A 22,458-nucleotide genomic window follows, 5' to 3' on the forward strand; every position below is an offset into this window, starting at 1 on the left:
AGTGCCAGACGTCATGGTCTGCCTGCTACCAGATGCGCACCCGCTGGTCGGCGGGCAGGTGCAGAGCGTCCGACGGCGCGACGTCGTACGCCTCGTAGTACTCGTCGACGTTGCGCACGACGCCGTTGCACCGGAACTCGTTGGGCGAGTGCGGGTCGGTGGCGAGCCGCCGCACGACCTCCTCGTCGCGGCCCTTGGCCTGCCAGACCTGTGCCCAGCCGAGGAACACCCGCTGCAGGCCGGTCAGGCCGTCGATCACCGGAGCGTCGTCGAGGGACCCGCCGAGCGCGATCCGGTAGGCCTTGATCGCGATCGACAGCCCGCCGAGGTCGCCGATGTTCTCGCCGATCGTCAGCGCACCGTTGACGAACGCGTCGTCACCGGTGAGCTGCGCGGGTCGGTACGCGCCGTACTGCTCGACGAGGGCCTTGGTGCGCTGCTCGAACTCGCCCCGGTCGTGCTCCGTCCACCAGTCCTCGAGGCGTCCGTCGCCGTCGTACTTCGACCCCTGGTCGTCGAAACCGTGCCCGATCTCGTGACCGATGACCGCTCCGATGCCGCCGAAGTTCACCGCGTCCTCGGCGTCCGGGTCGAAGAAGGGCGGCTGCAGGATCGCCGCAGGGAAGACGATCTCGTTCATCCCCGGGTTGTAGTAGGCGTTCACCGTCTGGGGGGTCATGAACCACTCGTCGCGGTCCAGGGGGCGGCCGATCTTCCCGAGCTCGTAGTCCTGCTCGAAGGCGTGCGCACGCCGCACGTTGCCGACCAGGTCGTCCGCGGTGATCTCGAGCCCGGAGTAGTCGCGCCACCGCACGGGGTAGCCCACCTTCGGAGTGAACTTCCCGAGCTTGGTCAGGGCGCGCTGCTTGGTCTCGTCGGTCATCCAGTCGAGGCCCTGGATCGACTCGCGGTAGGCGGCGACCAGGAACGAGACGAGCTCGTCCATGCGTTCCTTGTGGCTCGGCGGGAAGTGGCGGGCCACGTACTCCTGGCCCACCGCCTCGCCGAGCGCCCCCTGCACCACGGTGACGGCACGCTTCCAGCGCTCGCGCACCTCCTGCGCCCCGGAGAGCGTGCGGCCGTAGAAGTCGAAGTTCGCCTCGACGACGGCGTCGGTCAGGTACGGCGCACGGGCGGTGATCAGGTGGTAGGCGGCCCACAGCTTCCAGTCGTCGAGGTCGGCCGAGGCCCACAGCCCGGCGAACCCGGTGGCGAACGACGGCTCGCGCACGACCAGGGAGTCCAGCGACCCGGCCGGTGCGCCCAGCGCCTCGGCCCAGCCCGCCCAGTCGAAGCCCGGCGCCGAGGCGACCAGGTCGGCGAACGTCGTCGGGTTGTAGGTCTCGGTCGCGTCGCGGTCGCGGACCACGTCCCAGTGGTGCCCGGCGAGCTCGGTCTCCAGCGCGACGACACGCTCTGCCGCGTCCTGCGCCGTCGTGCCCCAGGTGTCCTGCCCGACGCCGGCGAGAGCCAGCATGCGGGCGACGTGCGGGACGTACCTGGCCCGGATCGGCGCGTACTGGTCCTCGCGGTAGTACGCCTCGTCGGGCAGGCCGATGCCGGCCTGCGCGAGGTAGGTCACGTACGTCTCGGGGTCCTTCGCGTCGTTGTCGACGTAGAAGGCCACCGCACCACCACCGCCGGTGCGCTGCAGCGTTCCGAGGACGCGGGCGAGCGACGCCCGGTCGGCGGCGGTGCTGATCGCGTCGAGCTCCGGCTGCACGGGGTCGGTGCCGAGACCTGCGATGCGCTCGGTGTCCATGAAGCTCGCGTACAGCGCGCCGACCTGAGCCTGCGCGCCCGTCGCCTCCCCGCGCCGGGCGGCGGCCCCGGCGTCGGTGATGATCTCCCGGACCTGCTCCTCGGCGGCGTCGTGCAGGGCACGGAACGCGCCGTCCATGGACCGGTCCGCCGGGATCTCGTACGAGTCGAGCCAGCGGCCGTTGACATGGCGGAACAGGTCGTCCTGGGGGCGGACGGCCCCGTCGAGGGCGGATGTGTCGATACCGGACCGCAGCCCGGTCGCGTCGGTCGTCATGGCGCCACACTACGCACTGGTACGGGTCCCCGGTGAGACGCGGTGACATCACGCTGACCGCGTGGGGGAGAATGTGCCCATGCGTCTGCACATCGCCGCCGATCATGCCGGATACGAGCTCAAGTCCCACCTCGTGGAGCACCTGCGAGCCGCCGGGCACGAGGTCGTCGACCACGGAGCCCACGACTACGACGCGCAGGACGACTACCCGTCGTTCTGCTTCGCGGCCGGTGAGGCCGTCGTCGCCGAGCCCGGTTCGCTGGGCATCGTCATCGGCGGGTCCGGCAACGGCGAGCAGATCGCCGCGAACAAGGTGACCGGCGTGCGCGCGGTGCTCGCCTGGTCGCTGGAGACGGCACGGCTCGGACGCCAGCACAACGACGCGAACGTCATCGCCGTGGGTGGGCGCATGCACTCCTCGGAGGAGGCCACCGCCCTGGTCGAGGCGTTCGTCGCCGAGCCGTTCTCCGGGGACGCCCGCCACCAGCGCCGCATCGACCAGCTCGCGGCCTACGAGGCGTCGCGACCCTCCGCCTGAGGTGCCCGAGGGGCACACCGTCCACCGGCTCGCCCGGACCCTGACCGAGCTGTTCAGCGGTGAGCGGGTCCGGGTGAGCAGCCCGCAGGGGCGGTTCGCCGCCGGGGCCGCGGTGCTCGACGGCGCCATGCTGGTGACCGCCGAGGCGTGGGGCAAACAGCTCTTCGTCGGCTTCACGGCCGGCGACCCGCTGGGCAGCGAGTCGCGGTGGTTGCGCGTGCACCTGGGCCTGTACGGCGCCTGGACCTTCGCCGGCGACGGCAGCGCCGACGTCGTGCACGCGATCGGGGCGCCGCGCCGGCGCATCGGAGAGCGCGACTCGTCGCCGCCGGCCTCGGACGGGCCGTCGTCCGGACCCTGGGTGCCGGCCGCCCCACGCGGGGCGGTGCGTCTGCGTCTCCTCGCAGCGCACGCGGTCGCCGACCTCACCGGGCCCACCGCCTGCGAGGTGCTCACCCCGCAGGAGAAGGCCGCGGTCGAGGCCCGGCTCGGCCCCGACCCGATCCGGCCCGACGGCGGACGCCGTTCCCAGGACGCCGCGCGCGACGCCTTCGTGTCGCGGGTGCGGCGCTCGCGGGTCACCGTCGGCCAGCAGCTCATGGACCAGGCGGTGATCGCGGGCGTCGGCAACATCTACCGCGCCGAAGCCCTCTTCCGCGCCAGGGTGGACCCCCTGCGCCCGGGGCGCGAGGTGCCCGCCGACGCCCTCGCCGGGACGTGGGACGACCTTGTCGTGCTCATGCGCGACGGCGCCACGACCGGCCGGATCGTCACCACCCGGCCGGAGCACCGCGGTGGCGGCGCTCCGACGCACGGCGAAGGTCGCCGTCGGACCCGGCAGAACACCGACGGTGACCCCGCTGCCGTGCCTGCCGACGAGGCGTTCTACGTCTACCACCGCGACGGGTCGCCGTGCCGGGTCTGCGGCGCCCCCGTGCTGCTCGAGGGGCTGGCGGGCCGCAACCTGTTCTGGTGCGGCACCTGCCAGGTCTAGAACACCCAGCTGCACACCGGTGCGACCGGCCAGCCGAACGCCGTGGCCGCCACCGCCAGGGAGCCGGAGGTGCGCTCGTCGACCAGCCCTGCCGCGCCGAGCCCGGTCAGCGACGTCCCGCCCAGATAGGCGGCACCGAGCTCACGGACGTCCAGCGCGAGGTCGGCCTCCGACGGCGGCACGTCGGAGCGTACGCAGGTCGCGTCGCCGAAGGGTGCGGCCCGCAGGTGCCACACGCCGTCGTTCTCGACGACCCGGTCGTCGCGCACCGCGAGGGTCGTGTCGACGGCGGCCGCGTACTGTCGGCCGGCCAGGGCCACCGGGACGTCGACGAGCCGTACCCAGACGTTGTCGACCCGACGCTGCCCGACGGCGCGTGGATCTGCGAGCAGCGACAGCAGCGGGTCGTCGGGGGCCAGGATGAACGGCTTGGTCTCGGTCATCAGGTCGAGGTCGACCAGCACGCCCCACAGCGCCCGTGCCGCTGCGGCGTCCAGGGCGACCGCCTCCTGGACGCTGACCGTGCCCTCCGGCCCGGTGGGTGCCCAGTCGAGCTTGCGGCGCAGCAGGGCGTATCCGCGCGGTTCGCCGCCACGTTCCACGACGACGACACGGCGGGACTCCTGCCCGCTGCGGAACGTCGGCGCGTCGTGCCACCAGGCGGCCTGCAGCTCGGGAGACTCCCGGGTCGCCCATCCCGGCCGGTTCGTCCCCAGGCCCCCGGGGGACGAACCGGCGGTGCGGTGCACGGCGTCGACCAGAGCCGCGTGGCGCTCGCGGTCGGCGTGCTCGATCCGCACGGCGTGCGCGGAGGCGCCGGGCACCTCCCGCAGGCGAGCGCCGCGCCGCAGGGTGACCCGGACGTCGTCGGCGGCCTTGCCGTAGCCGAAGCGGCCGTAGATCGGGTACTCGGCGGCGAAGAGTGCCGAGAGCGGCTCGCCCCGTTCGCGGCACCGAGCCAGGTGCAGGTCGATCATGGCCGAGGCGATGCCGCGCCGCCGGTGCTGGGGATGCACGCCGACCCAGGTCAGCCCCGCGGTCGGCAGGGTCCCCCCGGGCACGGGGAACCGGGTGAACGGGTAAGAGGCGTGCATGGCTGCCAGGTCGGAGCCCGGCGTCGCCGCGCCGTCGGGCACGACGCCCACGGTGCGTTCCCACGTCAGCGGTGACGGTCCCCTGTCGATCTCCTCGGGGTCGACGGAGGTCGGGAAGGCCCAGGAGTCGATCTGGGTGACCGCGCGTCGGTCGTCGGCGGTGAGCTGGCGGAATCGGTAGCCGGGCGGTGCGGAAGCGTCGATGGTCACCCCACGATCCTGCGGCGGACCGGCGGACGGCGCCAGTGAATATCGGTGGTGGGACGCGGATGTCATCATCGGTCCATGGATCCCGCCGACCTCGACCCTGCCGAGGAGTATCTGGACGAGGTGCTCGCCGTCGTCGAACGGGTTCCCACGGGGCGCGCGACCACCTACGGCCTGGTGGCCGAGGCGGTCGCCGAGGTCCTCGGCCGGGGCGGGCCGCGCCAGGTCGGTCAGGTCATGGCCCGCGCCGGATCCGGGGTGGCGTGGTGGCGGGTCGTCAACGCGGCCGGCTCACCCCCCGCCCGCCACGTGGACCGCGCGCTCGTCGAGCTGCGGGCGGAGGGTTGTCCGTTGACCCGCGACGGGCGCCGGGTCGACCTGCGCCGCGCCGTCTGGCTGCCCTGAGAGCCCCGGCCCGCAGTCCTCGGTCGTCCCCTCGTCAGCCGAGCAGGGCCGCGGCCGAGGCGGCATCTCCTTGGACGAGCAGCGTCGTCATGGCAGTGTCCTCCCAGCGGGCGAGGTCGGCGCGGACCTTGGCCGCCGGACCGACGAGCGCGATCTCCTCGACGAGCTCGGTCGGCACGGCGCGGGCCGCGTCCTCCTTGCGTCCCTCCAGGTAGAGCCGCTGGACCTCGTCGGTCACCTCGGCGTACCCCAGGCGGTCGAGGGAGGCCTTGTGGAAGTTCGCCTCCTTGGCTCCCATCCCTCCTGCGTAGAGGGCGATGTGCGGGCGCACGACGTCGGCGGCCGACTCGAGGTCGTCGCGCACCACGACAGGCACGGTCGCGGCGACCTCGAAGTCTTCCGGGCGGGAGCGCTCGTCGGCGCGTCGCGCGAATCCCTCGGCCAGCAGCTCGCGGTGCTCGGCGTCGGTGCGCGGTGCGTAGAAGCCGGCCATCCAGCCGTCCGCGATCTCGGCGGCGAGCGCGACGTTCTTCGGGCCCTGGGCGGCCAGGACGATCGGGATCTCCGGCCGCACCGGGTGCACGGTCGACCGGAGAGCCTTGCCGAGGCCGGTGGCTCCCGGTGCGTCGTCGGGCAGGGGCAGACGGTAGAACTCGCCGTCGAAGGTGACGGGGTGCTCGCGGGCGATCACCTGGCGCACGATGTCGATGTACTCGCGGGTGCGGGCCAGGGGCTTGCGGTACGGCTGGCCGTACCAGCCCTCGACCACCTGCGGACCGGACGCGCCGAGCCCGAGGACGAAGCGACCGCCCGAGAGGTGGTCGAGGGTGAGAGCTTGCATGGCGGTCGCCGTGGGGGTGCGGGCGGACATCTGGGCGATGCCGGTCCCCAGCCGCAGCGAGCGTGTGTGCGACCCCCACCAGGCGAGCGGGGTGAAGGCGTCCGACCCGTAGGCCTCGGCGGTCCACACCGAGTCCAGGCCTGCTGCCTCGGCCTGCTGCAGGGCCCCCACGATGCCGGCCGGGGGCCGGCGGGACCAGTAGCCGGTCTGGATGCCGATGCGCAAGGTGGTCATGGGGCTCCTCGTCGAGTGTGTCTGAGACGCCGGGTCTCGGGTACCGCCTCACCCTAGCCGACGTGCGCCCGCGGGCGTGGCAGCAGATCCTGGGGCGATGGCGACCTACGACGACGTGGCACGGCTCGCCCTGGCACTGCCGGGCACGGAGGAGGGGGTCTCGCGCGGGTGGCGCGTGTGGCGCGTGGCGGGACGCCAGTTCGTGTGGGAGCGACCGTTCAGCAAGGCTGACCTGCGCCGGTTCGGCGACGAGCCGGTGCCCGCCGGGCCGATCCTCGCCGCGGCCGTCGAGGACCTCGGGGAGAAGCAGGCCGTGCTGGACGCCAGGCCGCAGACGCACTTCACCATCGAGCACCTCGACGGCTACGCGGCAGTGCTGGTGCGCCTCGACGTGGTCGGCGACGAGCTGCTGGCCGAGACGGTCGAGGACGCGTGGCTCGCCCGCGCCCCGGTGGCGCTGGCGGCCGCCAGGGCGTCCGGAGCCCAGGGGCCGGCCGAGGGCTAGGTCGTCCCGCCGAGCCCTCCGACCCGGCGGATCGCCTCGTGCGGGTAGGGCACGGTCCGGCTCTCCCGTCGGAACCGCCGGGAGAACTCGCCCATCACGGCGGCGACCGGAGCCTCGCGCAGGAGCAGGGCTCCGACCGACGGAGGAACCCCCTCGGGGGCCGACCCCTGGGCGCACGACCGGACGAACGCACTGCGTTCGTCCGCTGAATGTCCGAAGAGGGCCACAGCCAGCCAGTTCATCAGGTGCATGGCGGTGTAGGACCGGTCGTAGCCGCGGTGCTCGTCGAGGAAGTCGGCCTCGTCCCGGGCGAGCTCGAAGCGGGAGCTGATCGCGAGCCCGTAGTCGGCGACGTACAGCCGTTCGCCGTCGGTCAGGATGTTCTCGAAGTGGGCGTCGAAGTGCTGCATCCCGCGGGTGCTCATGAACTCGATCACGGCTCGCAGCTGGTGGTCCACCATGGCGCAGGCACGCTCGGCGACCTCCCCACCGATCTCGACCTGGGCGCTGAGCCACTCGTGCAGGTTCTGCGGGACGTACTCCTGGAAGACCAGGATGCTCGCCGTGGACCGCCGCAGGGCCTCGATCCGTCCGCGAACTGCGGCTGCGCCGCCCCAGTAGGCGACGGCCCGGTCCACGTCGGCCAGCTCCTCGGGCAGAGGGTGGCCGGCGTCGGGCAGCACACGCCAGTGGTACGTCAGCGGGAAGCCTTCATGATCGCCGGAGATCACCCAGCCGGTGGTCATGAGATGCACGGCCAGCTCCCGCCAGGCCCCGAACCCCGGGGCGCCGATGGTGCCGATCCCGTAGTGGCAGAAGGACGGCAGGCCGAACAGGTTCGTGGTGGTGCGGAGGTTCTCGGGCCGTCGCTCGAGGTCGGTCAGGCGCAGGCGCTTGACGAAGACCGGGACTCCGTCGATCTCCAGCAAGGCGGTCTGCCCGCCGATGCCCGCACCGAGCGGGGGAGCGGCGTCCACGACCTCGCGCAACCGCCGGTCGCTGCACAGGGCGAGAGCGGCGGACACGGACCCGTGGGCCGCGAGGCGGGCACCGCGGGACGTGTCCGGGCCGGTCATCGCAGCTCGCCGGCGCCGTCGGACGGAGCCCGCAGCACGCCGGGCATCAGATGACGTACTCGATGAGCTGGGAGGGGTCCTCGAAGCTCTGGCCGTTGGTCGGTGGCGGCGTGGCCGGCTTGCGCAGCCGTGCCGGTACACCGACCGCGACCGCACCGGCCGGCACGTCCCGGGTGACGACGGCGTTCGCACCGACCTTGGCGTCGTGGCCGATCCAGAGCGGCCCGAGCACCTTGGCCCCGGAGCCGACCATCACCCGGTCGCCGAGCGTGGGGTGCCGCTTGCCCGGGCTCATCGAGCGCCCGCCCAGCGTCACGCCGTGGAACAGCAGGCAGTCGTCACCGACCTCGGCCGTCGCCCCGATGACGACGCCCATCCCGTGGTCGATGAACAGCCGCCGGCCGATCTTCGCCCCGGGGTGGATCTCGATACCGGTGAGCAGGCGGGAGACGAGAGAGATCACCCGGGCCAGCAGGCGCAGGACGGGCTGCTGCCACAGGGCGTGCGCGACGCGGTAGTGCCACACCGCGTGGACGCCCGGGTAGGTCAGGACCACCGCGGCCAGGGACGTCGCGGCCGGGTCCTGGGCGCGCGCGACCTCGGCGTCCTCCCGCAGGAGGCCGAGGAACGCGCGCGCCGAGGAGCCCGCCATCAGTCGAGCAGGTCGGAGAACAGGATGGTGGACAGGTAGCGCTCGCCGAAGCTGGGGATGATGACGACGATCGTCTTGCCCGCGTTCTCCGGGCGGGCGGCGACCTGTGCCGCGGCGGCGAGGGCCGCCCCGGACGAGATGCCCACGAGCAGGCCCTCCTCCTTGGCGGCGCGCTTGGCCCACTCGACGGCGGTCTCGGCGTTGATGTCGATGACCTCGTCGTAGATCTCGGTGTCGAGGATCTCCGGGACGAAGTTCGCGCCGATGCCCTGGATCTTGTGCGGGCCGGGGGCGCCGCCGTTGAGGATCGGGGACTCCTCCGGCTCCACGGCGATGATCTGGACCTCGGGCTTGCGCTCCTTGAGGACCTGGCCCACACCGGTGATGGTGCCGCCGGTGCCGATGCCGGCGACGACGATGTCGACCTCGCCGTCGGTGTCGGCCCAGATCTCCTCGGCGGTGGTCTCGCGGTGGATCTTCGGGTTGGCCTCGTTGGCGAACTGGCGGGCCAGCACCGCGCCCTCGCGCTCGGCGGCGATCTTCTCGGCCGCGGCGACCGCGCCCTTCATGCCCTCCGCGCCCGGTGTCAGGACGAGCTCGGCACCGTAGGCGCGCAGCAGCGCCCGGCGCTCCTTGGACATGGTCTCCGGCATGGCGAGCACCACGTTGTAGCCGCGGGCCGCGCCGACGAACGCGAGCGCGATGCCGGTGTTGCCCGAGGTGCCCTCGACGATGGTCCCGCCCGGCTTGAGGTCACCGGAGGCCTCGGCGGCGTCGATGATCGAGACGCCGATGCGGTCCTTCACGGAGCTCGCGGGGTTGTAGAACTCGAGCTTGGCGGCGACGGTGGCCGAGGAACCCTCGGTGAGGCGGTTGATCCGCACCAGCGGGGTGCGGCCGATGAGTTTCGTCGCGTCGTCGTAGATGGTGGCCATGAGTGTCAGTTCCTTCGTGGGTAGCGGTGATGCAGGGCTGGTGGAGCAGTGATGGTGCTGTCCGGGCCGACGTGTGCAGCGACCGAGCAGGACGCTCGAGCGCGGCGGCCGGCCCGACCGGGCGATCGCGCGGGCTGTCGTCGAGGTCGCGATGGGCGGTGGGGCGGGAGCGTCGCACGGTCGCCGCGACCCGGCGGGCGCGGGTCAGGCGTGGCGTGGACGCTCTACCGACAGCGGCAGGCCGACATCGTCGCGGCACGCGCGGACGGGAGCGGCGACGTGCGAGGCTGGGTTCCGACGAGGAGCGGGGCACCGAAGGGGAGCGCGGTGGTCATCGTGCCTTCCTCTCGGTCCTGCGGCAGCATCTGCTCGCGTCGGCGTTCGTGCAGGGCTGAACAGCCCTGCGGCGTCGAGCCTAACCACCAGCGGACAGATCGACAAGATCGGTCTCACCGATCGAGAGAATCGATGAGTCGCAGCGGGGGCGCTGCTGCACGGTGAAGGCCCCGACCCGCGATGGGTCGGGGCCTTCACCGTCGAGCAGGTCAGGAGGCGGTGCACTCCGCGGAGAGGTCTCCCGGCTCGCCCGTGCCCAGGAAGCCGAACGAGGTCGAGGCTCCGGCCGCGAGCCGACCGTTCCACGCGGCGTTCGAGACGGTGCTGCCGGAGACCGTCCCGTTCCATGCCTGGCTGATCACCGCTCCGTCGACGACGACGTCCCAGCCGTCGATCGCCGCGTCACCGGCAGTGACAGTGACGTCGGCCTGGTATCCACCGGACCACGCGCTGGTGACGGACACGTCGGCGGAGCAGTCGCCGGGGTCGCCGGGATCCTCACCATCGCCGGGGTCGCCGGGGTCGCCGGGGTCACCCGGGTCGCCAGGGTCGGCGGGGCCGTCCCCGACGATGTCGTCGCCACCGATGTTGATGTCGGAGCACAGGTAGTAGGGCTGGTCGGCGTGGCTGGCCTGCCAGACGGTGTAGAGCACCGCCCGCCCGTCGTAGCCGGTCAGGTCGACCTCGGCCTGGTACGGCGAGACGGTCGGGTAGGAGCCCGTCACCTGCAGCAGGTCGAGGTCGTCCCACCCGAGCCGCTCTGTCGTGGGGTCGAAGCTGGGCTTCGAGACGTAGATCCGCAGGTAGTCGGCCCCGTGGTTGGCACCGTCGGTGAGGGTGAGCGTGAAGTGGTGGTCCACCCCGGTGGCGTACCAGCCGCCGGGCGTGTCCAGGTAGTCGTAGCGGCCGCCCTCTGTCTGCCCGCCGGAGCAGAGCTGACCGTCGGGGATGAGCTCTTCGTGCCGGTGGTTGATGCCCTCGTGGTAGAGGCCGTTCCAGTTCCACATGGCGGCCGGCTCCGCCTGCCAGGCTCCCCAGCACATCGGGTCGGCCTCGGCCATCGCCGGGTTGAGGTGGTCGGTGCCCCACCGCTCGAAGCAGCCGTAGTTGCGGGTGGGTGGGTCCGTGACCGAGCCGTGCGCGCTCGCCGGAGCGGCGCCCACGGTGGCGACGGTGACGAGCGCGAGCGGCGCGATGAGGGCGGCAGCGGCGGCCATCGCCGCCCTGCGCCATCGGGACGTACGGGACATCGGTGTCCTCCTGGTGCTCGTTCGGCGGCCGCTGCGCAGCAGCCCGGACACCAGTCATCACGCCACACGGGAGGCCGGGGGGCCACGGGCCGAAGCGTTTAGGGGCCCGGGGGAGGCGACGTCGTCCGCACGCGTCCCGGAAACAGTGAATCCCAGGCCGGCAGGACGCCGAGCCTGGGATTCGAGGGAGAGCGGGCGACGAGAATCGAACTCGCGTCATCAGTTTGGAAGACTGAGGCTTTACCATTAAGCTACGCCCGCGCGTGGCCAACGACGGCGCGCCGCTGGTGCGGTGCGTGCGTCGGAACGCGGGCGCCAGCCTAGCAAAGACTTCCGCGGTCTTCGTGGCACTACACTGTGCGCCGGGCCTGCCGTCCTCGGGCGGACAGGTACCACGGGGTGTGGCGCAGCTTGGTAGCGCATCTGCTTTGGGAGCAGAGGGTCGCAGGTTCAAATCCTGTCACCCCGACCATGGGAAGGCGGGCCTGCGGCGTGCGGGCCGGCCTTGTGATGTCGTCCCACGACGAGGATGCTGGTCGTGTGCGACCCATCGAGTTCGAGCTCGAGCGCCTGGTCATGGCGCCGATCGACGAGGTGTTCGCGCGGATCATCGACATCGACGGGTACGACGACTGGCTGACCGGGACGCAGAGCATGCTCGTGCAGACTCGACAGACCTCTGCCGGGGAGCCTGCTGTCGGCACGACCTTCGTCGACATCACCCGCCGGGGGACGATGCCCGGTGAGATCGCCGAGCTGGAGGCGCCCACGCTGGTCGTCTTCCACTGGTGGCAGCGGTCGGCGGCGGGCAGGACGGCCATCGAGGGCTGGCCGAGCTACCACCTCAGCCCGTCGGGCCACGACCAGACGGTGGTCCGGCATCGCGGCCGGCTGGAGCCGCACGGCATCTGGCTGCTCGGCGCTCCGGTCCTCCGGCGCATCGCCGTCAAGGAGCGCACCATCACGGTCGACGCGCTGCAGGCGTCCTTCGCCCGGGGTGCGCGCGCGGGCTAGCACGAACCTGCCGTCATCCCGGTCGCGGCATCGCGCCTGCCGGGGCAGGCTGCTCGGTGGGGGCACCGAGCGGGGGAGACGCGTGAACGGATCCACGCAGGCGGAGGCCTGGATACCGGGCAGGGTGTCCGAGCGTCTCGCGCGCACTGAGCCCGCCCCGACCTGGCCCCCGACGAGGCCCCGACGAGGTGGACGACTCCTGACCGGCCCAGCGCCACGGACGCCGGGCGGTCCGTGCCGACGAGCAGGACAGGGGGAGGAGCTCAGCGCGCGGAACCTCTTCGCCGGTGCCATCGTGTGGCCATGACAGCCCCGAAGCCGCCCGTAGACCGCATCGTCAGCCAGCAGCAGGCCGTCCTGGACAGCCTCCCGTTCTCCGACACGCAGGACTTCGAGGACGCCACCCGCGGGCTGATCGGCCGTCGGCAGCCGAACGTCGTCACGGCGGACGACGGCGCGGTGCTGTGGGACAACGACACGTACGACTTCCTCGACGGCGACGCGCCCGGCACGGTCAACCCGAGCCTGTGGCGCCAGTCCCGGCTCAACGCGATCGACGGGCTGTTCGAGGTCGTCCCCGGCATCTACCAGGTGCGTGGGATGGACCTGTCGGTCATCTCGTTCGTCGAGGGCGACGACGGCGTGATCGTCATCGACCCGCTGATCTCCGAGGAGACGGCGGCCGCCGCCATCAACCTCTATCGCGAGCACCGCGGGGACCGCCGCGTGACGGCGGTCATCTACTCGCACTCGCACGTGGACCACTTCGGTGGGGTCCGGGGCGTGGTCGACCAGGAGGACGTCGACGCGGGGCGTACCCAGGTGATCGCGCCGGCCGGGTTCGTCGAGCACGCCGTGGCGGAGAACGTCTACGCCGGTCCGGCGATGGCCCGCCGGGCCGGGTACATGTACGGCGCCGCGCTGGCCCGTGGTCCGCAGGCCCAGGTCGGCGCCGGTCTGGGGCAGACGACGTCGACGGGGACGGTGACGCTCATCCCCCCGACGCTCGAGATCACCGCCACGGGCGAGGAGCACGTCGTCGACGGCGTGCGGATCGTCTTCCAGATGGCGCCCGACAGCGAGGCGCCCTCGGAGATGCTGTTCTACTTCCCCGCTCACCGGGCGCTCTGTGCCGCGGAGGACGCGACCCACACGCTGCACAACCTGCTCACACTGCGTGGCGCCGTCGTCCGCGACCCGAACGCCTGGTCGAAGTACCTCACCGAGACCGTGGACCTCTTCGGGGACGACCTGGAGGTCGTCTTCGCCTCCCACCACTGGCCCACCTGGGGCCGGGAGCGGGCCGTGGGGTACCTGGAGAACCAGCGGGACCTCTACGCCTACCTGCACGACCAGACGCTGCGGATGATCAACAAGGGCATGACCGGCCCGGAGATCGCGGAGGAGATCCGGCTCCCGCCGGCGCTGGAGGACACCTGGAGCGCCCGTGGCTACTACGGGTCGGTGAGCCACAACGTCAAGGCGATCTACCAGCGGTACATGGGGTGGTTCGACGGGAACCCCGCTCATCTGTGGGAGCACCCGCCGGTGGAGCGGGCGAAGCGCTACGCGCGGCTCGCCGGCGGGGTCGACGCCCTGGTCGCCGACGCCCGTCAGGCATTCGAGGCCGGTGACCTGCGCTGGGCCGCGGAGGTCGCGAACCACGCCGTGTTCGCCGAGCCGGACCACGTCGAGGCACGCGAGGTGCTCGCCGACACCTACGAACAGCTCGGCTACGGCTCGGAGAACGGCACCTGGCGCAACTTCTACCTCTCGGGCGCCGCCGAGCTGCGGGACGGGCAGTTCGGCACCCCGACGGACACGAGCGCCACCGACGTCATCGCCAACCTCTCCCCGGAGATGTTGTTCGACGCCATCGCCGTCCAGGTCAACGGCCCGCTGGCGTGGAACGAGCGGCTGAGCGTCGACGTGGTCCTGACCGACACCGGCAAGCGCTACCGCCTGCGGCTGGCGAACGGCGTGCTGACGTACAGCGCGGCGCCCCAGCGGGAGGAGGCCGCCGCCACGCTGACGGGGACGACGAAGGCCCTGCCGGTGCTTGCGATGGGCGGCCTGGCTCCGGAGCAGCTCTCGGAGGTCGGCATCGAGATGAGCGGGGACCCAGGGGTGCTCGGCCGGCTCGTCGCGGTCCTGGAGCCCGGGGACAAGGACTTCGCGATCGTCACCCCCTGACGTCAGGAGGCGAGGACCAGGACCACCCCGCCCAGGCCCAGCAAGCACGTGCTGGCGCACACGACCGCGATGCGCCGGCCGTGCCGCAGTCGCGGGGTGGGTGCCTGGAGGTGCGCGTGGGTGTGGCGGGCGTGCTGCGCGGTGAACCACCACAGCGGAGGGGTGAGCACCAGCAGGACCGCGACGGAGACCGCGAGCGCCCGCGAACCCTGCACGGTGGGCAGGACCTGGGTGGTGACCAGACTCGCTGCCATGAACGACAGCAGGGTGCGTCGCCAGGCCAGCGCGGTGCGCTCGGCGGCCACGCCCCGTTCGGCGGACGGGGTGGGCACGTCGGCCGGGTCGCTCATCGCAGCATCAGCGCCAGCAGGACGAGCACTCCGACGGCGGTCACGGTCACGACGAGCACGAACCCGGTGATCGCTCCCGGCAGAGGGCTCTCCTCGCGCATGGCGCGCTCCGCGCGCGCCCACTCGACGGCGGCGACGACGGGTACCACCGACCCTGCGACGAGCAGCACCACGGCCGCCGCGAGGCGGAGCCGGGGCTCCAGGGGCAGGTCGAGGGCCTCCAGCGCGGTCCCGCCGGCAAGGAGCCCGAGCGCCGTGCGTATCCACGCGAGGAGGGTGCGTTCGTTGGCCAGGGAGAACCGGGCGTCAGGTTCGGTGCCCCGGGAGTACACCCATCGGGGGAAGCGTTCGGCGGTCATGGGTCGGACCGTCTCCTCTCGCAGGAACCGTCGCCGCCATCCTGGCACCTGCCGGACGGCGCGGCGCGGCGGCGACATGGGTGCGTCCACGGGCGTCGGCGGACCGCGGACCGGGTCGGCGTCGATGCTCGCGGAGGCGGTGCACTCGTGGGCGGACACCGACGAACGCCGTGCTGGCGTTCGTCCTGGAGGGTGCGTCCTTCGTGCGTGCCTGGCGCCAGGCACGCACCGAGGCCCGAGCGGTGCGGCGCGACGTCGTCCGGCACGTCGTGGTCACCTCCGACCCGAGGCTGCGCGCGGTGGTGCTCGTCGACCGCGACCGGCGGCTCCTCGTCGGGGAGGTCGCCCGGCCGGCCACCCGCGACGCGGTGCTCCGTCACCTGCTGACCCTCCCGCAGGTCGACCGGGTCACCTACCTGAGGATCGAGTTCGTCGGCCCGAGGTCCCCCTACCTCACCGCCAGCGTCGACCTGCGCGGTGACGAGCTCGAGGTCGAAGTCGCCCGGCACCTCGACGAGCTGGAGCGGGCCGTGGCGCGGCTGGAGGCGATCAGCGGAGCCGTGTTCACGGTCTCGACGCCGGAAGAACCTTCCCTGCGGGCCCCCGCGCCTTCCCGCCCCGGCGACGGTCCTCTGGCATGATCAGCCGCTGACCCGTCCGTCCCCTACCGACCAGGAGAGCCATGACCACCCCGGACCCGAACACCCCGCAGCAGCAGCCGACGCCGCCGCCGGGCGGCTATCCCGCCGGGCCCCCGGCACCCGCCTACGGCCAGCCGCCGGTCGAGAACCCCGGCAAGACCCTGGGGATCGTCGGCCTGGTGCTCGGCTTCCTCGGCCCGCTGTCCCTGGTCGGCCTGATCCTGTCGATCGTCGGCCTGCGCAAGTCGAAGAAGGTCGGCCAGCCGAACGGCATCGCGATCGCCGGCATCATCGTGAGCAGCCTGGTGCTGATCGGTGTCATCATCGGGTCGATCGCGCTCGGCCTGGGCCTGGCGCACGTGGTCGAGGTGTGCAACGACCTCGGCCCGGGCACCCATGTCCAGAACGGCGTCACCTACACCTGCGGCTGAGCCAGCCCTTCGCCCGGTCCACGGCCCGCCACGACGTCCTGCGTCGTGGCGGGCCGTGGCGCGTCAGCGGGCGTCGACGAGAGCGGTGGCGTCGGCGTCGACGAGGTCGAAGGTGATCTGGGCCGCGGCCCAGGCGCCCTCGGCGGCGGCGGTCGAGACCTGGGCGACCAGGTTGCCGGCGTTGCCGGCGACCCACACCCCGGGGACCGAGGTGCGTCCCGTCTCGTCGGCCACCACGTGCTCGCCCTGCCCGGAGGGGTGCGGGGCGACCTGCAGCCCGAGCTGGGCGACGACGTCGGCCCGGGCGCGCATCGTGGTGGCCACGGCGAGCGCGTCGAGCGCCACGGTGGAGCCGTCGTCGAGCAGGACGCCGGACAGGCGTCCGTCGTCCGAGGTGACCTCACGGACGGCGCCGGGCACGACGGTGACGCCGCGCACGGCGAGCTTGGCGGCGTCCTCCTCTGCCGGTACGGCAGCGGTGTGGCCCAGCAGCACGACCTGGTCGCTCCACTGGCTGAACAGCAGCGCCTGGCGGGCGGCGTGCGGGCCGGTCGCCAGGACGCCGATGCGTCGGTCGCGGACCTCGTAGCCGTGGCAGAAGGGGCAGTGCACGACGTCGCGGCCCCAGTGCTCGGCGAGGCCGGGCACGTCGGGCAGCTCGTCGCGCAGGCCGGTCGCCACGAGCAGGCGCCGGGACCGGGAGACCCTGCCGTCGTCGAGCGTCACCGCGAAGGGGTGGGTGCCGGCGTCGTCCCGGACGACCTGGGCCACCTGTCCGTCCACGACGTGCCCGCCGACCGCACGGACCTCGGTGCGCCCGGTGGCGAGGAGCTCGGCGGGGGAGATGCCCTCCCGCCCGAGCAGCCCGTGGATCCCGACGGCGGGCGCGTTGCGCGGGTCGCCCGCGTCCAGGACGGCGACGCGCCAGCGTGCGCGCGCCAGGGTGAGTGCCCCGCTCAGCCCGGCGGCTCCGCCGCCGATCACGAGGACGTCGTAGGTGTTCTCGAGTGTGTCGCTCATGGAACCCATCATGAGAACGACTCTCGACGCGCGCAACGCTCGTTGCCGCCGTGGCAAACTGGCGGACATGGCACACGAACAGACGGGGCCCGAGGGCGCCCTCGCCGCGATGCTGGGGACCGTCGGGCCGCGGCTACGGAGCCTGCGGACCGGACGGAAGGTCACCCTCGCGAACCTGTCCGGGCAGACCGGCATCTCCGTGAGCACCCTGTCCCGGCTCGAGTCCGGCCTGCGCCGGCCCACCCTCGAGCTGCTCCTGCCGCTCGCGCAGGCGTACGGGGTCACGCTCGACGACCTGGTGGACGCCCCGACGACCGGTGACCCACGGGTGCACCTGGACCCCGTCACGGTCGACGGCGTGACCTACGTCCCGCTCACCCCGGGTGCGACGGAGATCGTCGCCTACAAGATGATCATCGAGCCCGGCGCCCGGAGCGGTCGGCCCGACCTGCGCACCCATGAGGGGTACGAGTGGTGCTACGTGCTCACCGGCCGGCTCCGCCTCGTCCTCGGGCACCGTGACCTCGTCATGGGCCCGGGGGAGGCCGCGGAGTTCGACACCCGGGTACCGCACTGGTTCGGACCGGCCGACGACGAGGCGGTCGAGCTGCTCAGCCTCTTCGGCGAGCAGGGACAGCGAACCCACACCCGGGTGCGGCCCCGGCGCCCCGCCCAGGAGCCCTGACCGGCGGACGCAGGCGTGGTCTATCCCACCTGTCGGTGGCTGACGGGCGCGAAGCGCGGTGGCGTATGATCGATGGGTTGCCCGTACGCCTGCCGTACCGGCTTCGGAACCACGAGCAGGACCGAGCACGACCTGAGCAGGACCCGAGCACGAACAGCACTGCACAGCATCCAGCGCCGCAGCAACCAGCCCGGAACACACCGGCGAGACGCGCGCGCACGCACCCGACACTCTGGAGACCATCGAAGTGAAGAGCGCCGTCGAGACCCTGGACCCCACCAAGGTCAAGCTGACCGTCGAGGTGGAGTACGACGAGCTCAAGCCGAGCATCGACCACGCCTACAAGCACATCGCGGAGCAGGTGAACATCCCCGGCTTCCGCAAGGGCAAGGTCCCCCCGCGCATCATCGACCAGCGGGTCGGCTGGGGTGCCGTCGTCGAGCACGCCGTCAACGAGGGCCTCTCGGGCTTCTACCGTGACGCCGTGGCCGAGAGCGAGCTCCGCCCCCTGGGTCAGCCCGAGGTCGAGGTCACCGAGGTCCCGGAGAAGGCGGGCGAGGGCCAGCTCGCGTTCGTCGCCGAGGTGGAGGTCCGCCCCGAGCTCACCCTGCCCGAGCTGTCCGGCCTCGAGCTGACCGTCGAGTCGACCGAGGTCGCCGACGCCGACGTGGACGAGCGCCTCGACTCGCTGCGTGAGCGCTTCGGCACGCTGGTGGGCGTCGACCGTCCCGCCGTCGAGGGCGACTACGTCGTCATCGACCTGAAGGCCGTCATCGGCGACGAGGAGATCGACTCGGTCTCCGGTGTCTCCTACCAGATCGGCGCGGGCAACATGCTCGAAGGGCTGGACGAGGCCCTCACCGGGCTGTCCGCCGACGAGACGACCACCTTCACCTCGAACCTCGCCGGTGGCGAGCACGCGGGCGAGGAGGCCACGGTCACGGTCACCGCCACCTCGGTCAAGGAGCGCGAGCTTCCCGAGGCCGACGACGACTTCGCCCAGATGGCGTCGGAATTCGACACCCTCGACGAGCTCAAGGCCGACCTGCGTGGGCAGGTCGCCTCGGCGAAGACCTCGAACCAGGCCGTCGCCGCCCGCGACGCGCTCCTGGAGAAGCTGCTCGAGGCCGTGGAGATCCCCGTCCCGCAGGGCGTCGTCGACGCCGAGGTGCACCGCCACCTCGAGCAGGAGGGACGGCTGGAGGACGAGGACCACCGTGCCGAGGTCGTCGTGGACGCCACCAAGGCGATCAAGAACCAGATCCTGCTCGACACCCTCGCCGAGCAGCTCGAGGTGAAGGTCGGCCAGGGCGAGCTCATCGAGTACCTGGTGCAGGCCTCCCAGCAGTACGGCATGGAGCCGCAGCAGTTCATCCAGACCCTCGACCAGGGTGGTCAGATCCCCGCCATGGTCGGTGAGGTCGCGCGCTCCAAGGCGCTCGCCGTCGCCCTGCGCGACATCGAGGTCAAGGACTCCGACGGCAACGTCGTCGACCTGACCGAGTTCATCGGTACCGCCGAGGACGACGAGGCCGAGGCCGCCGCTGCCGAGGACGCCGCCGAGGAGGAGGTCGCCGAGGACGAGGCGACCGAGGAGCAGGCCAAGGCCTGACCCCCGCCGTACGACGACGGCCCGCACCTTCCGCGCAGGAGGTGCGGGCCGTCGTCGTCCGCGGTGACGGGGCTGTGCGCCCGCAGCGAAACAGGCCCTGCCGGGGACTGTTCGGGCCGGTGGGGCGCGTTAGGGTCGAGCGACAGCGAACCGAAGGAGACGGACGTGAACGACCTGCTGCAGGTGGACCGGGCGATGCCGGAGGCTCGGTCCGAAGGACAGGGCCTCGGCCTCAACGACTCCATCTACAACCGGCTCCTCAGGGAGCGCATCATCTGGCTGGGTTCGGAGGTCCGCGACGACAACGCCAACGCGATCTGCGCCCAGCTGATGCTCCTGGCGGCCGAGGACCCCGACAAGGACATCTACCTCTACATCAACTCCCCGGGCGGCTCGATCACCGCCGGCATGGCGATCTACGACACCATGCAGTTCATCCAGCCGGACGTCGCCACGGTCGCCATGGGCATGGCTGCGTCGATGGGGCAGTTCCTGCTGTCCTCGGGGGCGAAGGGCAAGCGGTACATCACCCCCCACGCCCGCGTGCTGATGCACCAGCCGTCCGGTGGCGTGGGTGGTACCGCGACCGACGTGCGCATCGGCGCACAGCTGATCATGCACATGAAGAAGGTGCTCGCCGAGCTCACGGCCGAGCAGACCGGTCAGCCGCTCGAGAAGATCCTCAAGGACAACGACCGGGACAGCTGGTTCACGGCGGCCGAGGCCCTCGAGTACGGCTTCGTCGACCGTGTCGTGGACACGGCGTCGTCGGTCGCCGGTGGCGGTGGCACGAACCCCAGCTGACACCACCCTCCACCGACCCGGTCGCCAGACCTTTCCTGCTCCGAGGAGAACCATGAGCCACTCGCCCGAGTACCAGTTCGCGATGACGGCCGAGCGCCTCGCCGGGGGCGCCGCGCGCCCGGGCGGCGTCGCGATGCCGTACGGATCGAGCGCCGCCGCACCGTCTGCACGTTACGTGCTGCCCCAGTTCGAGGAGCGCACGCCTTACGGGTTCAAGCGTCAGGACCCCTACACGAAGCTCTTCGAGGACCGCATCATCTTCCTGGGTGTCCAGGTCGACGACGCCTCGGCCGACGACGTGATGGCGCAGCTGCTGGTCCTGGAGTCCCAGGACCCCGACCGCGACATCATGATCTACATCAACTCGCCGGGCGGGTCGTTCACGGCCATGACGGCGCTGTACGACACGATGCAGTTCATCAAGCCGCAGATCCAGACGGTCTGCCTCGGGCAGGCCGCGTCGGCGGCGGCCGTGCTGCTCGCCGCGGGGCAGAAGGGCAAGCGCCTGGCGCTGCCCAACGCACGCGTCCTGATCCACCAGCCGGCGATGGAGAACGGTGGCTACGCCCAGGCGTCGGACATCGAGATCCACGCCAACGAGCTGATCCGGATGCGCGAGTGGCTCGAGACGACGCTCGCGCAGCACACGGGCAAGGACGTCGCCCAGATCCGTGACGACATCGAGCGGGACAAGATCCTCACCGCGGCGGCCGCCAAGGACTACGGCCTGGTCGACCAGGTGCTCGAGTCCCGCAAGGTCGCCCAGCTCGAGAGCTGACCGGCTGCAGCTCCTGCTGCGCCGGGTGCGCCCGGGGCGCCGACCACGTGTCGGTGCCCCGGGTGACGCCACACCGGGCCTATCGTGCTGACAACGCGGCCCGCGTGGTGTGGAATGGTCGAAGGACCTGCACGAGACGGCCCTGCACGAGACAAGGAGGCCCGAGGTGGCTCGAATCGGTGACGGCGCAGATCTGCTCAAGTGCTCGTTCTGCGGCAAGTCTCAGAAACAGGTCAAGAAGCTGATCGCCGGACCGGGCGTGTACATCTGCGACGAGTGCATCGACCTGTGCAACGAGATCATCGAGGAGGAGCTCGGCGAGGCCACCGAGGTCGGGATGACCGAGCTGCCCAAGCCGCGGGAGATCTTCGCGTTCCTCGAGCAGTACGTCATCGGCCAGGAACCGGCGAAGCGAGCGCTGGCCGTGGCCGTGTACAACCACTACAAGCGGGTCCAGGCCGCGCCGCCGGCGAAGGACGACGAGGACGCCGTCGAGATCTCGAAGTCCAACATCCTGCTGATCGGCCCCACCGGGACGGGCAAGACGTACCTCGCCCAGACCCTTGCCAAGCTCCTCAACGTCCCCTTCGCGATCGCGGACGCCACAGCCCTCACCGAGGCGGGCTACGTGGGCGAGGACGTCGAGAACATCCTGCTCAAGCTCATCCAGGCCGCGGACTACGACGTCAAGAAGGCCGAGACGGGCATCATCTACATCGACGAGGTCGACAAGGTCGCCCGCAAGGCGGAGAACCCGTCGATCACCCGGGACGTCTCCGGCGAAGGTGTGCAGCAGGCGCTGCTGAAGATCATCGAGGGCACGAGCGCCTCCGTGCCGCCACAGGGCGGCCGCAAGCACCCCCACCAGGAGTTCATCCAGATCGACACGTCCAACGTGCTGTTCATCGTGGCGGGTGCCTTCGCCGGGCTGGACGACCTCATCGCCGCTCGCTCGCGCAAGCGAGGGATCGGGTTCTCCGCACCGATGGAGTCGGCGGTCAACGAGGACCTCTTCTCCGAGGTGCGCCCGGAGGACCTGCACAAGTACGGCCTGATCCCCGAGTTCATCGGTCGCCTGCCGGTGATCGCCTCGGTGTCCCCGCTCGACCGGGAGGCGCTGGTGCGGATCCTGACGGAGCCGCGCAACGCGCTGGTCAAGCAGTACCAGCGCATGTTCGAGATCGACGGGGTCCGCCTGGAGTTCGCGGACGACGCCATCGACGCCATCGCCGAGCAGGCCCTGCTGCGGGGCACCGGCGCCCGCGGGCTGCGGGCCATCATGGAGGAGGTCCTCCAGCAGGTGATGTTCGACGTCCCGAGCCGCGACGACGTCGAGGGTGTGGTCGTCACCCGTGACGTGGTCGAGGAGAACGTCAACCCCACGATCGTTCCGCGGTCGTCGGGTCCGGTCCGGAACCGCAAGTCCGCCTGACCCCGGCTGCCGACGTGCGCCGGTCGGGAGACGG

The 22,458-nt window shown here is 71.8% G+C and carries 23 protein-coding genes and 2 tRNA genes; 14 read left to right on the forward strand and 11 right to left on the reverse strand.

Features of this window, described 5'->3' with window-relative positions; genetic code table 11:
- Positions 1–25: 25 nt before the first annotated feature.
- Complete coding sequence (locus HDG69_RS06400) at positions 26–2,038, reverse strand: M13 family metallopeptidase (RefSeq protein WP_171782852.1); 2,013 nt, start codon at positions 2,036–2,038, stop codon at positions 26–28.
- A gap of 79 nt (positions 2,039–2,117) precedes the next feature.
- Between HDG69_RS06400 and HDG69_RS06405 the strand changes: the two genes are divergently transcribed.
- Together HDG69_RS06405 and HDG69_RS06410 are read left to right on the forward strand one after the other, a co-directional pair.
- Positions 2,118–2,576: a ribose-5-phosphate isomerase gene (locus HDG69_RS06405; protein WP_171782853.1), complete on the forward strand. Its 459-nt coding sequence runs from the start codon at positions 2,118–2,120 to the stop codon at positions 2,574–2,576.
- 1 nt (position 2,577) lies between these two features.
- Positions 2,578–3,570 carry a DNA-formamidopyrimidine glycosylase family protein gene (locus HDG69_RS06410; RefSeq protein WP_171782854.1) on the forward strand — a complete coding sequence of 331 codons (993 nt, stop codon included), beginning with the start codon at positions 2,578–2,580 and terminating at the stop codon, positions 3,568–3,570.
- Here the strand turns inward: HDG69_RS06410 and HDG69_RS06415 are convergent.
- Positions 3,567–4,874: a GNAT family N-acetyltransferase gene (locus HDG69_RS06415; protein WP_343036290.1), complete on the reverse strand. Its 1,308-nt coding sequence runs from the start codon at positions 4,872–4,874 to the stop codon at positions 3,567–3,569. The two genes, HDG69_RS06410 and HDG69_RS06415, sit on opposite strands and share 4 nt — an antisense overlap.
- 75 nt (positions 4,875–4,949) lie before the next feature.
- Here HDG69_RS06415 and HDG69_RS06420 point away from each other — a divergent pair, with 75 nt between their 5' ends.
- Complete coding sequence (locus HDG69_RS06420; RefSeq protein WP_171782856.1) at positions 4,950–5,276, forward strand: MGMT family protein; 327 nt, start codon at positions 4,950–4,952, stop codon at positions 5,274–5,276.
- Between the two features lie 34 nt (positions 5,277–5,310).
- Here HDG69_RS06420 and HDG69_RS06425 read toward each other — a convergent pair whose 3' ends face one another.
- The gene (locus HDG69_RS06425; RefSeq protein WP_171783219.1) at positions 5,311–6,342 is read right to left on the reverse strand and encodes an LLM class F420-dependent oxidoreductase; all 1,032 of its coding nucleotides are present in this window, start codon (positions 6,340–6,342) and stop codon (positions 5,311–5,313) included.
- Positions 6,343–6,448: 106 nt separating this feature from the next.
- On the opposite strand from HDG69_RS06425, the gene HDG69_RS06430 reads away from it, so the two are divergent.
- Positions 6,449–6,856: an MmcQ/YjbR family DNA-binding protein gene (locus tag HDG69_RS06430; protein WP_171782857.1), complete on the forward strand. Its 408-nt coding sequence runs from the start codon at positions 6,449–6,451 to the stop codon at positions 6,854–6,856.
- Here the strand turns inward: HDG69_RS06430 and HDG69_RS06435 are convergent.
- The 5 genes from HDG69_RS06435 to HDG69_RS06455 form a co-directional block, all read right to left on the reverse strand.
- A complete protein-coding gene (locus tag HDG69_RS06435) occupies positions 6,853–7,932 on the reverse strand; it encodes a protein kinase family protein (protein ID WP_171782858.1) in 1,080 nt (359 codons plus the stop codon). The two genes, HDG69_RS06430 and HDG69_RS06435, sit on opposite strands and share 4 nt — an antisense overlap.
- Positions 7,933–7,978: 46 nt before the next feature.
- Positions 7,979–8,584: a serine O-acetyltransferase gene (gene cysE / locus HDG69_RS06440; protein ID WP_171782859.1), complete on the reverse strand. Its 606-nt coding sequence runs from the start codon at positions 8,582–8,584 to the stop codon at positions 7,979–7,981.
- The gene (gene cysK, locus HDG69_RS06445) at positions 8,584–9,519 is read right to left on the reverse strand and encodes a cysteine synthase A (protein WP_171782860.1); all 936 of its coding nucleotides are present in this window, start codon (positions 9,517–9,519) and stop codon (positions 8,584–8,586) included. Before cysK ends, cysE begins: the two co-directional genes overlap by 1 nt.
- Before the next feature lie 545 nt (positions 9,520–10,064).
- Positions 10,065–11,105 carry a lytic polysaccharide monooxygenase auxiliary activity family 9 protein gene (locus HDG69_RS06450; protein WP_171782861.1) on the reverse strand — a complete coding sequence of 347 codons (1,041 nt, stop codon included), beginning with the start codon at positions 11,103–11,105 and terminating at the stop codon, positions 10,065–10,067.
- Positions 11,106–11,295: 190 nt separating this feature from the next.
- Positions 11,296–11,366: transfer RNA gene (locus HDG69_RS06455), tRNA-Gly, on the reverse strand.
- 134 nt (positions 11,367–11,500) lie between these two features.
- Here HDG69_RS06455 and HDG69_RS06460 point away from each other — a divergent pair.
- From HDG69_RS06460 to HDG69_RS06470, 3 genes are all read left to right on the forward strand, one after another.
- Positions 11,501–11,577: transfer RNA gene (locus HDG69_RS06460), tRNA-Pro, on the forward strand.
- A 68-nt stretch (positions 11,578–11,645) separates the two neighbouring features.
- On the forward strand, positions 11,646–12,119 hold the full coding sequence (locus HDG69_RS06465; protein WP_171782862.1) for an SRPBCC family protein: 474 nt from the start codon (positions 11,646–11,648) through the stop codon (positions 12,117–12,119).
- A 303-nt stretch (positions 12,120–12,422) separates the two neighbouring features.
- The gene (locus HDG69_RS06470; protein WP_171782863.1) at positions 12,423–14,312 is read left to right on the forward strand and encodes an alkyl/aryl-sulfatase; all 1,890 of its coding nucleotides are present in this window, start codon (positions 12,423–12,425) and stop codon (positions 14,310–14,312) included.
- Positions 14,313–14,314: 2 nt separating this feature from the next.
- Here the strand turns inward: HDG69_RS06470 and HDG69_RS06475 are convergent, their stop codons facing one another.
- Both HDG69_RS06475 and HDG69_RS06480 read right to left on the reverse strand, forming a co-directional pair.
- Entirely contained in the window at positions 14,315–14,662 is a 348-nt protein-coding gene (locus HDG69_RS06475) for a DUF202 domain-containing protein (RefSeq protein ID WP_171782864.1), read from the reverse strand.
- The gene (locus HDG69_RS06480; protein ID WP_171782865.1) at positions 14,659–15,021 is read right to left on the reverse strand and encodes a YidH family protein; all 363 of its coding nucleotides are present in this window, start codon (positions 15,019–15,021) and stop codon (positions 14,659–14,661) included. Before HDG69_RS06480 ends, HDG69_RS06475 begins: the two co-directional genes overlap by 4 nt.
- A gap of 170 nt (positions 15,022–15,191) precedes the next feature.
- Between HDG69_RS06480 and HDG69_RS06485 the strand changes: the two genes are divergently transcribed.
- Positions 15,192–15,662 carry a cation diffusion facilitator family transporter gene (locus HDG69_RS06485; protein ID WP_171782866.1) on the forward strand — a complete coding sequence of 157 codons (471 nt, stop codon included), beginning with the start codon at positions 15,192–15,194 and terminating at the stop codon, positions 15,660–15,662.
- 41 nt (positions 15,663–15,703) lie between these two features.
- Entirely contained in the window at positions 15,704–16,093 is a 390-nt protein-coding gene (locus tag HDG69_RS06490; protein ID WP_171782867.1) for a DUF4190 domain-containing protein, read from the forward strand.
- A gap of 63 nt (positions 16,094–16,156) precedes the next feature.
- Here HDG69_RS06490 and HDG69_RS06495 read toward each other — a convergent pair whose 3' ends face one another.
- Entirely contained in the window at positions 16,157–17,113 is a 957-nt protein-coding gene (locus HDG69_RS06495) for an NAD(P)/FAD-dependent oxidoreductase (protein WP_171782868.1), read from the reverse strand.
- 67 nt (positions 17,114–17,180) lie between these two features.
- Between HDG69_RS06495 and HDG69_RS06500 the strand changes: the two genes are divergently transcribed.
- The 5 genes from HDG69_RS06500 to clpX all read left to right on the forward strand — a co-directional run bounded on the left by HDG69_RS06500 (position 17,181) and on the right by clpX (position 22,424).
- On the forward strand, positions 17,181–17,798 hold the full coding sequence (locus HDG69_RS06500; RefSeq protein WP_171782869.1) for a helix-turn-helix domain-containing protein: 618 nt from the start codon (positions 17,181–17,183) through the stop codon (positions 17,796–17,798).
- A gap of 247 nt (positions 17,799–18,045) precedes the next feature.
- Positions 18,046–19,410, forward strand: a complete 1,365-nt coding sequence (gene tig / locus HDG69_RS06505) for a trigger factor (RefSeq protein ID WP_171782870.1) — start codon at positions 18,046–18,048, stop codon at positions 19,408–19,410.
- 195 nt (positions 19,411–19,605) lie between these two features.
- The gene (locus tag HDG69_RS06510) at positions 19,606–20,214 is read left to right on the forward strand and encodes an ATP-dependent Clp protease proteolytic subunit (protein ID WP_171783220.1); all 609 of its coding nucleotides are present in this window, start codon (positions 19,606–19,608) and stop codon (positions 20,212–20,214) included.
- Between the two features lie 52 nt (positions 20,215–20,266).
- The gene (locus HDG69_RS06515) at positions 20,267–20,992 is read left to right on the forward strand and encodes an ATP-dependent Clp protease proteolytic subunit (protein ID WP_171782871.1); all 726 of its coding nucleotides are present in this window, start codon (positions 20,267–20,269) and stop codon (positions 20,990–20,992) included.
- Positions 20,993–21,158: 166 nt separating this feature from the next.
- The gene (clpX, locus tag HDG69_RS06520) at positions 21,159–22,424 is read left to right on the forward strand and encodes an ATP-dependent Clp protease ATP-binding subunit ClpX (RefSeq protein WP_171782872.1); all 1,266 of its coding nucleotides are present in this window, start codon (positions 21,159–21,161) and stop codon (positions 22,422–22,424) included.
- Positions 22,425–22,458 lie beyond the last annotated feature (34 nt).

It is taken from the genome of Isoptericola halotolerans (genome assembly GCF_013149785.1).
GTDB lineage: Bacteria > Actinomycetota > Actinomycetes > Actinomycetales > Cellulomonadaceae > Isoptericola > Isoptericola halotolerans.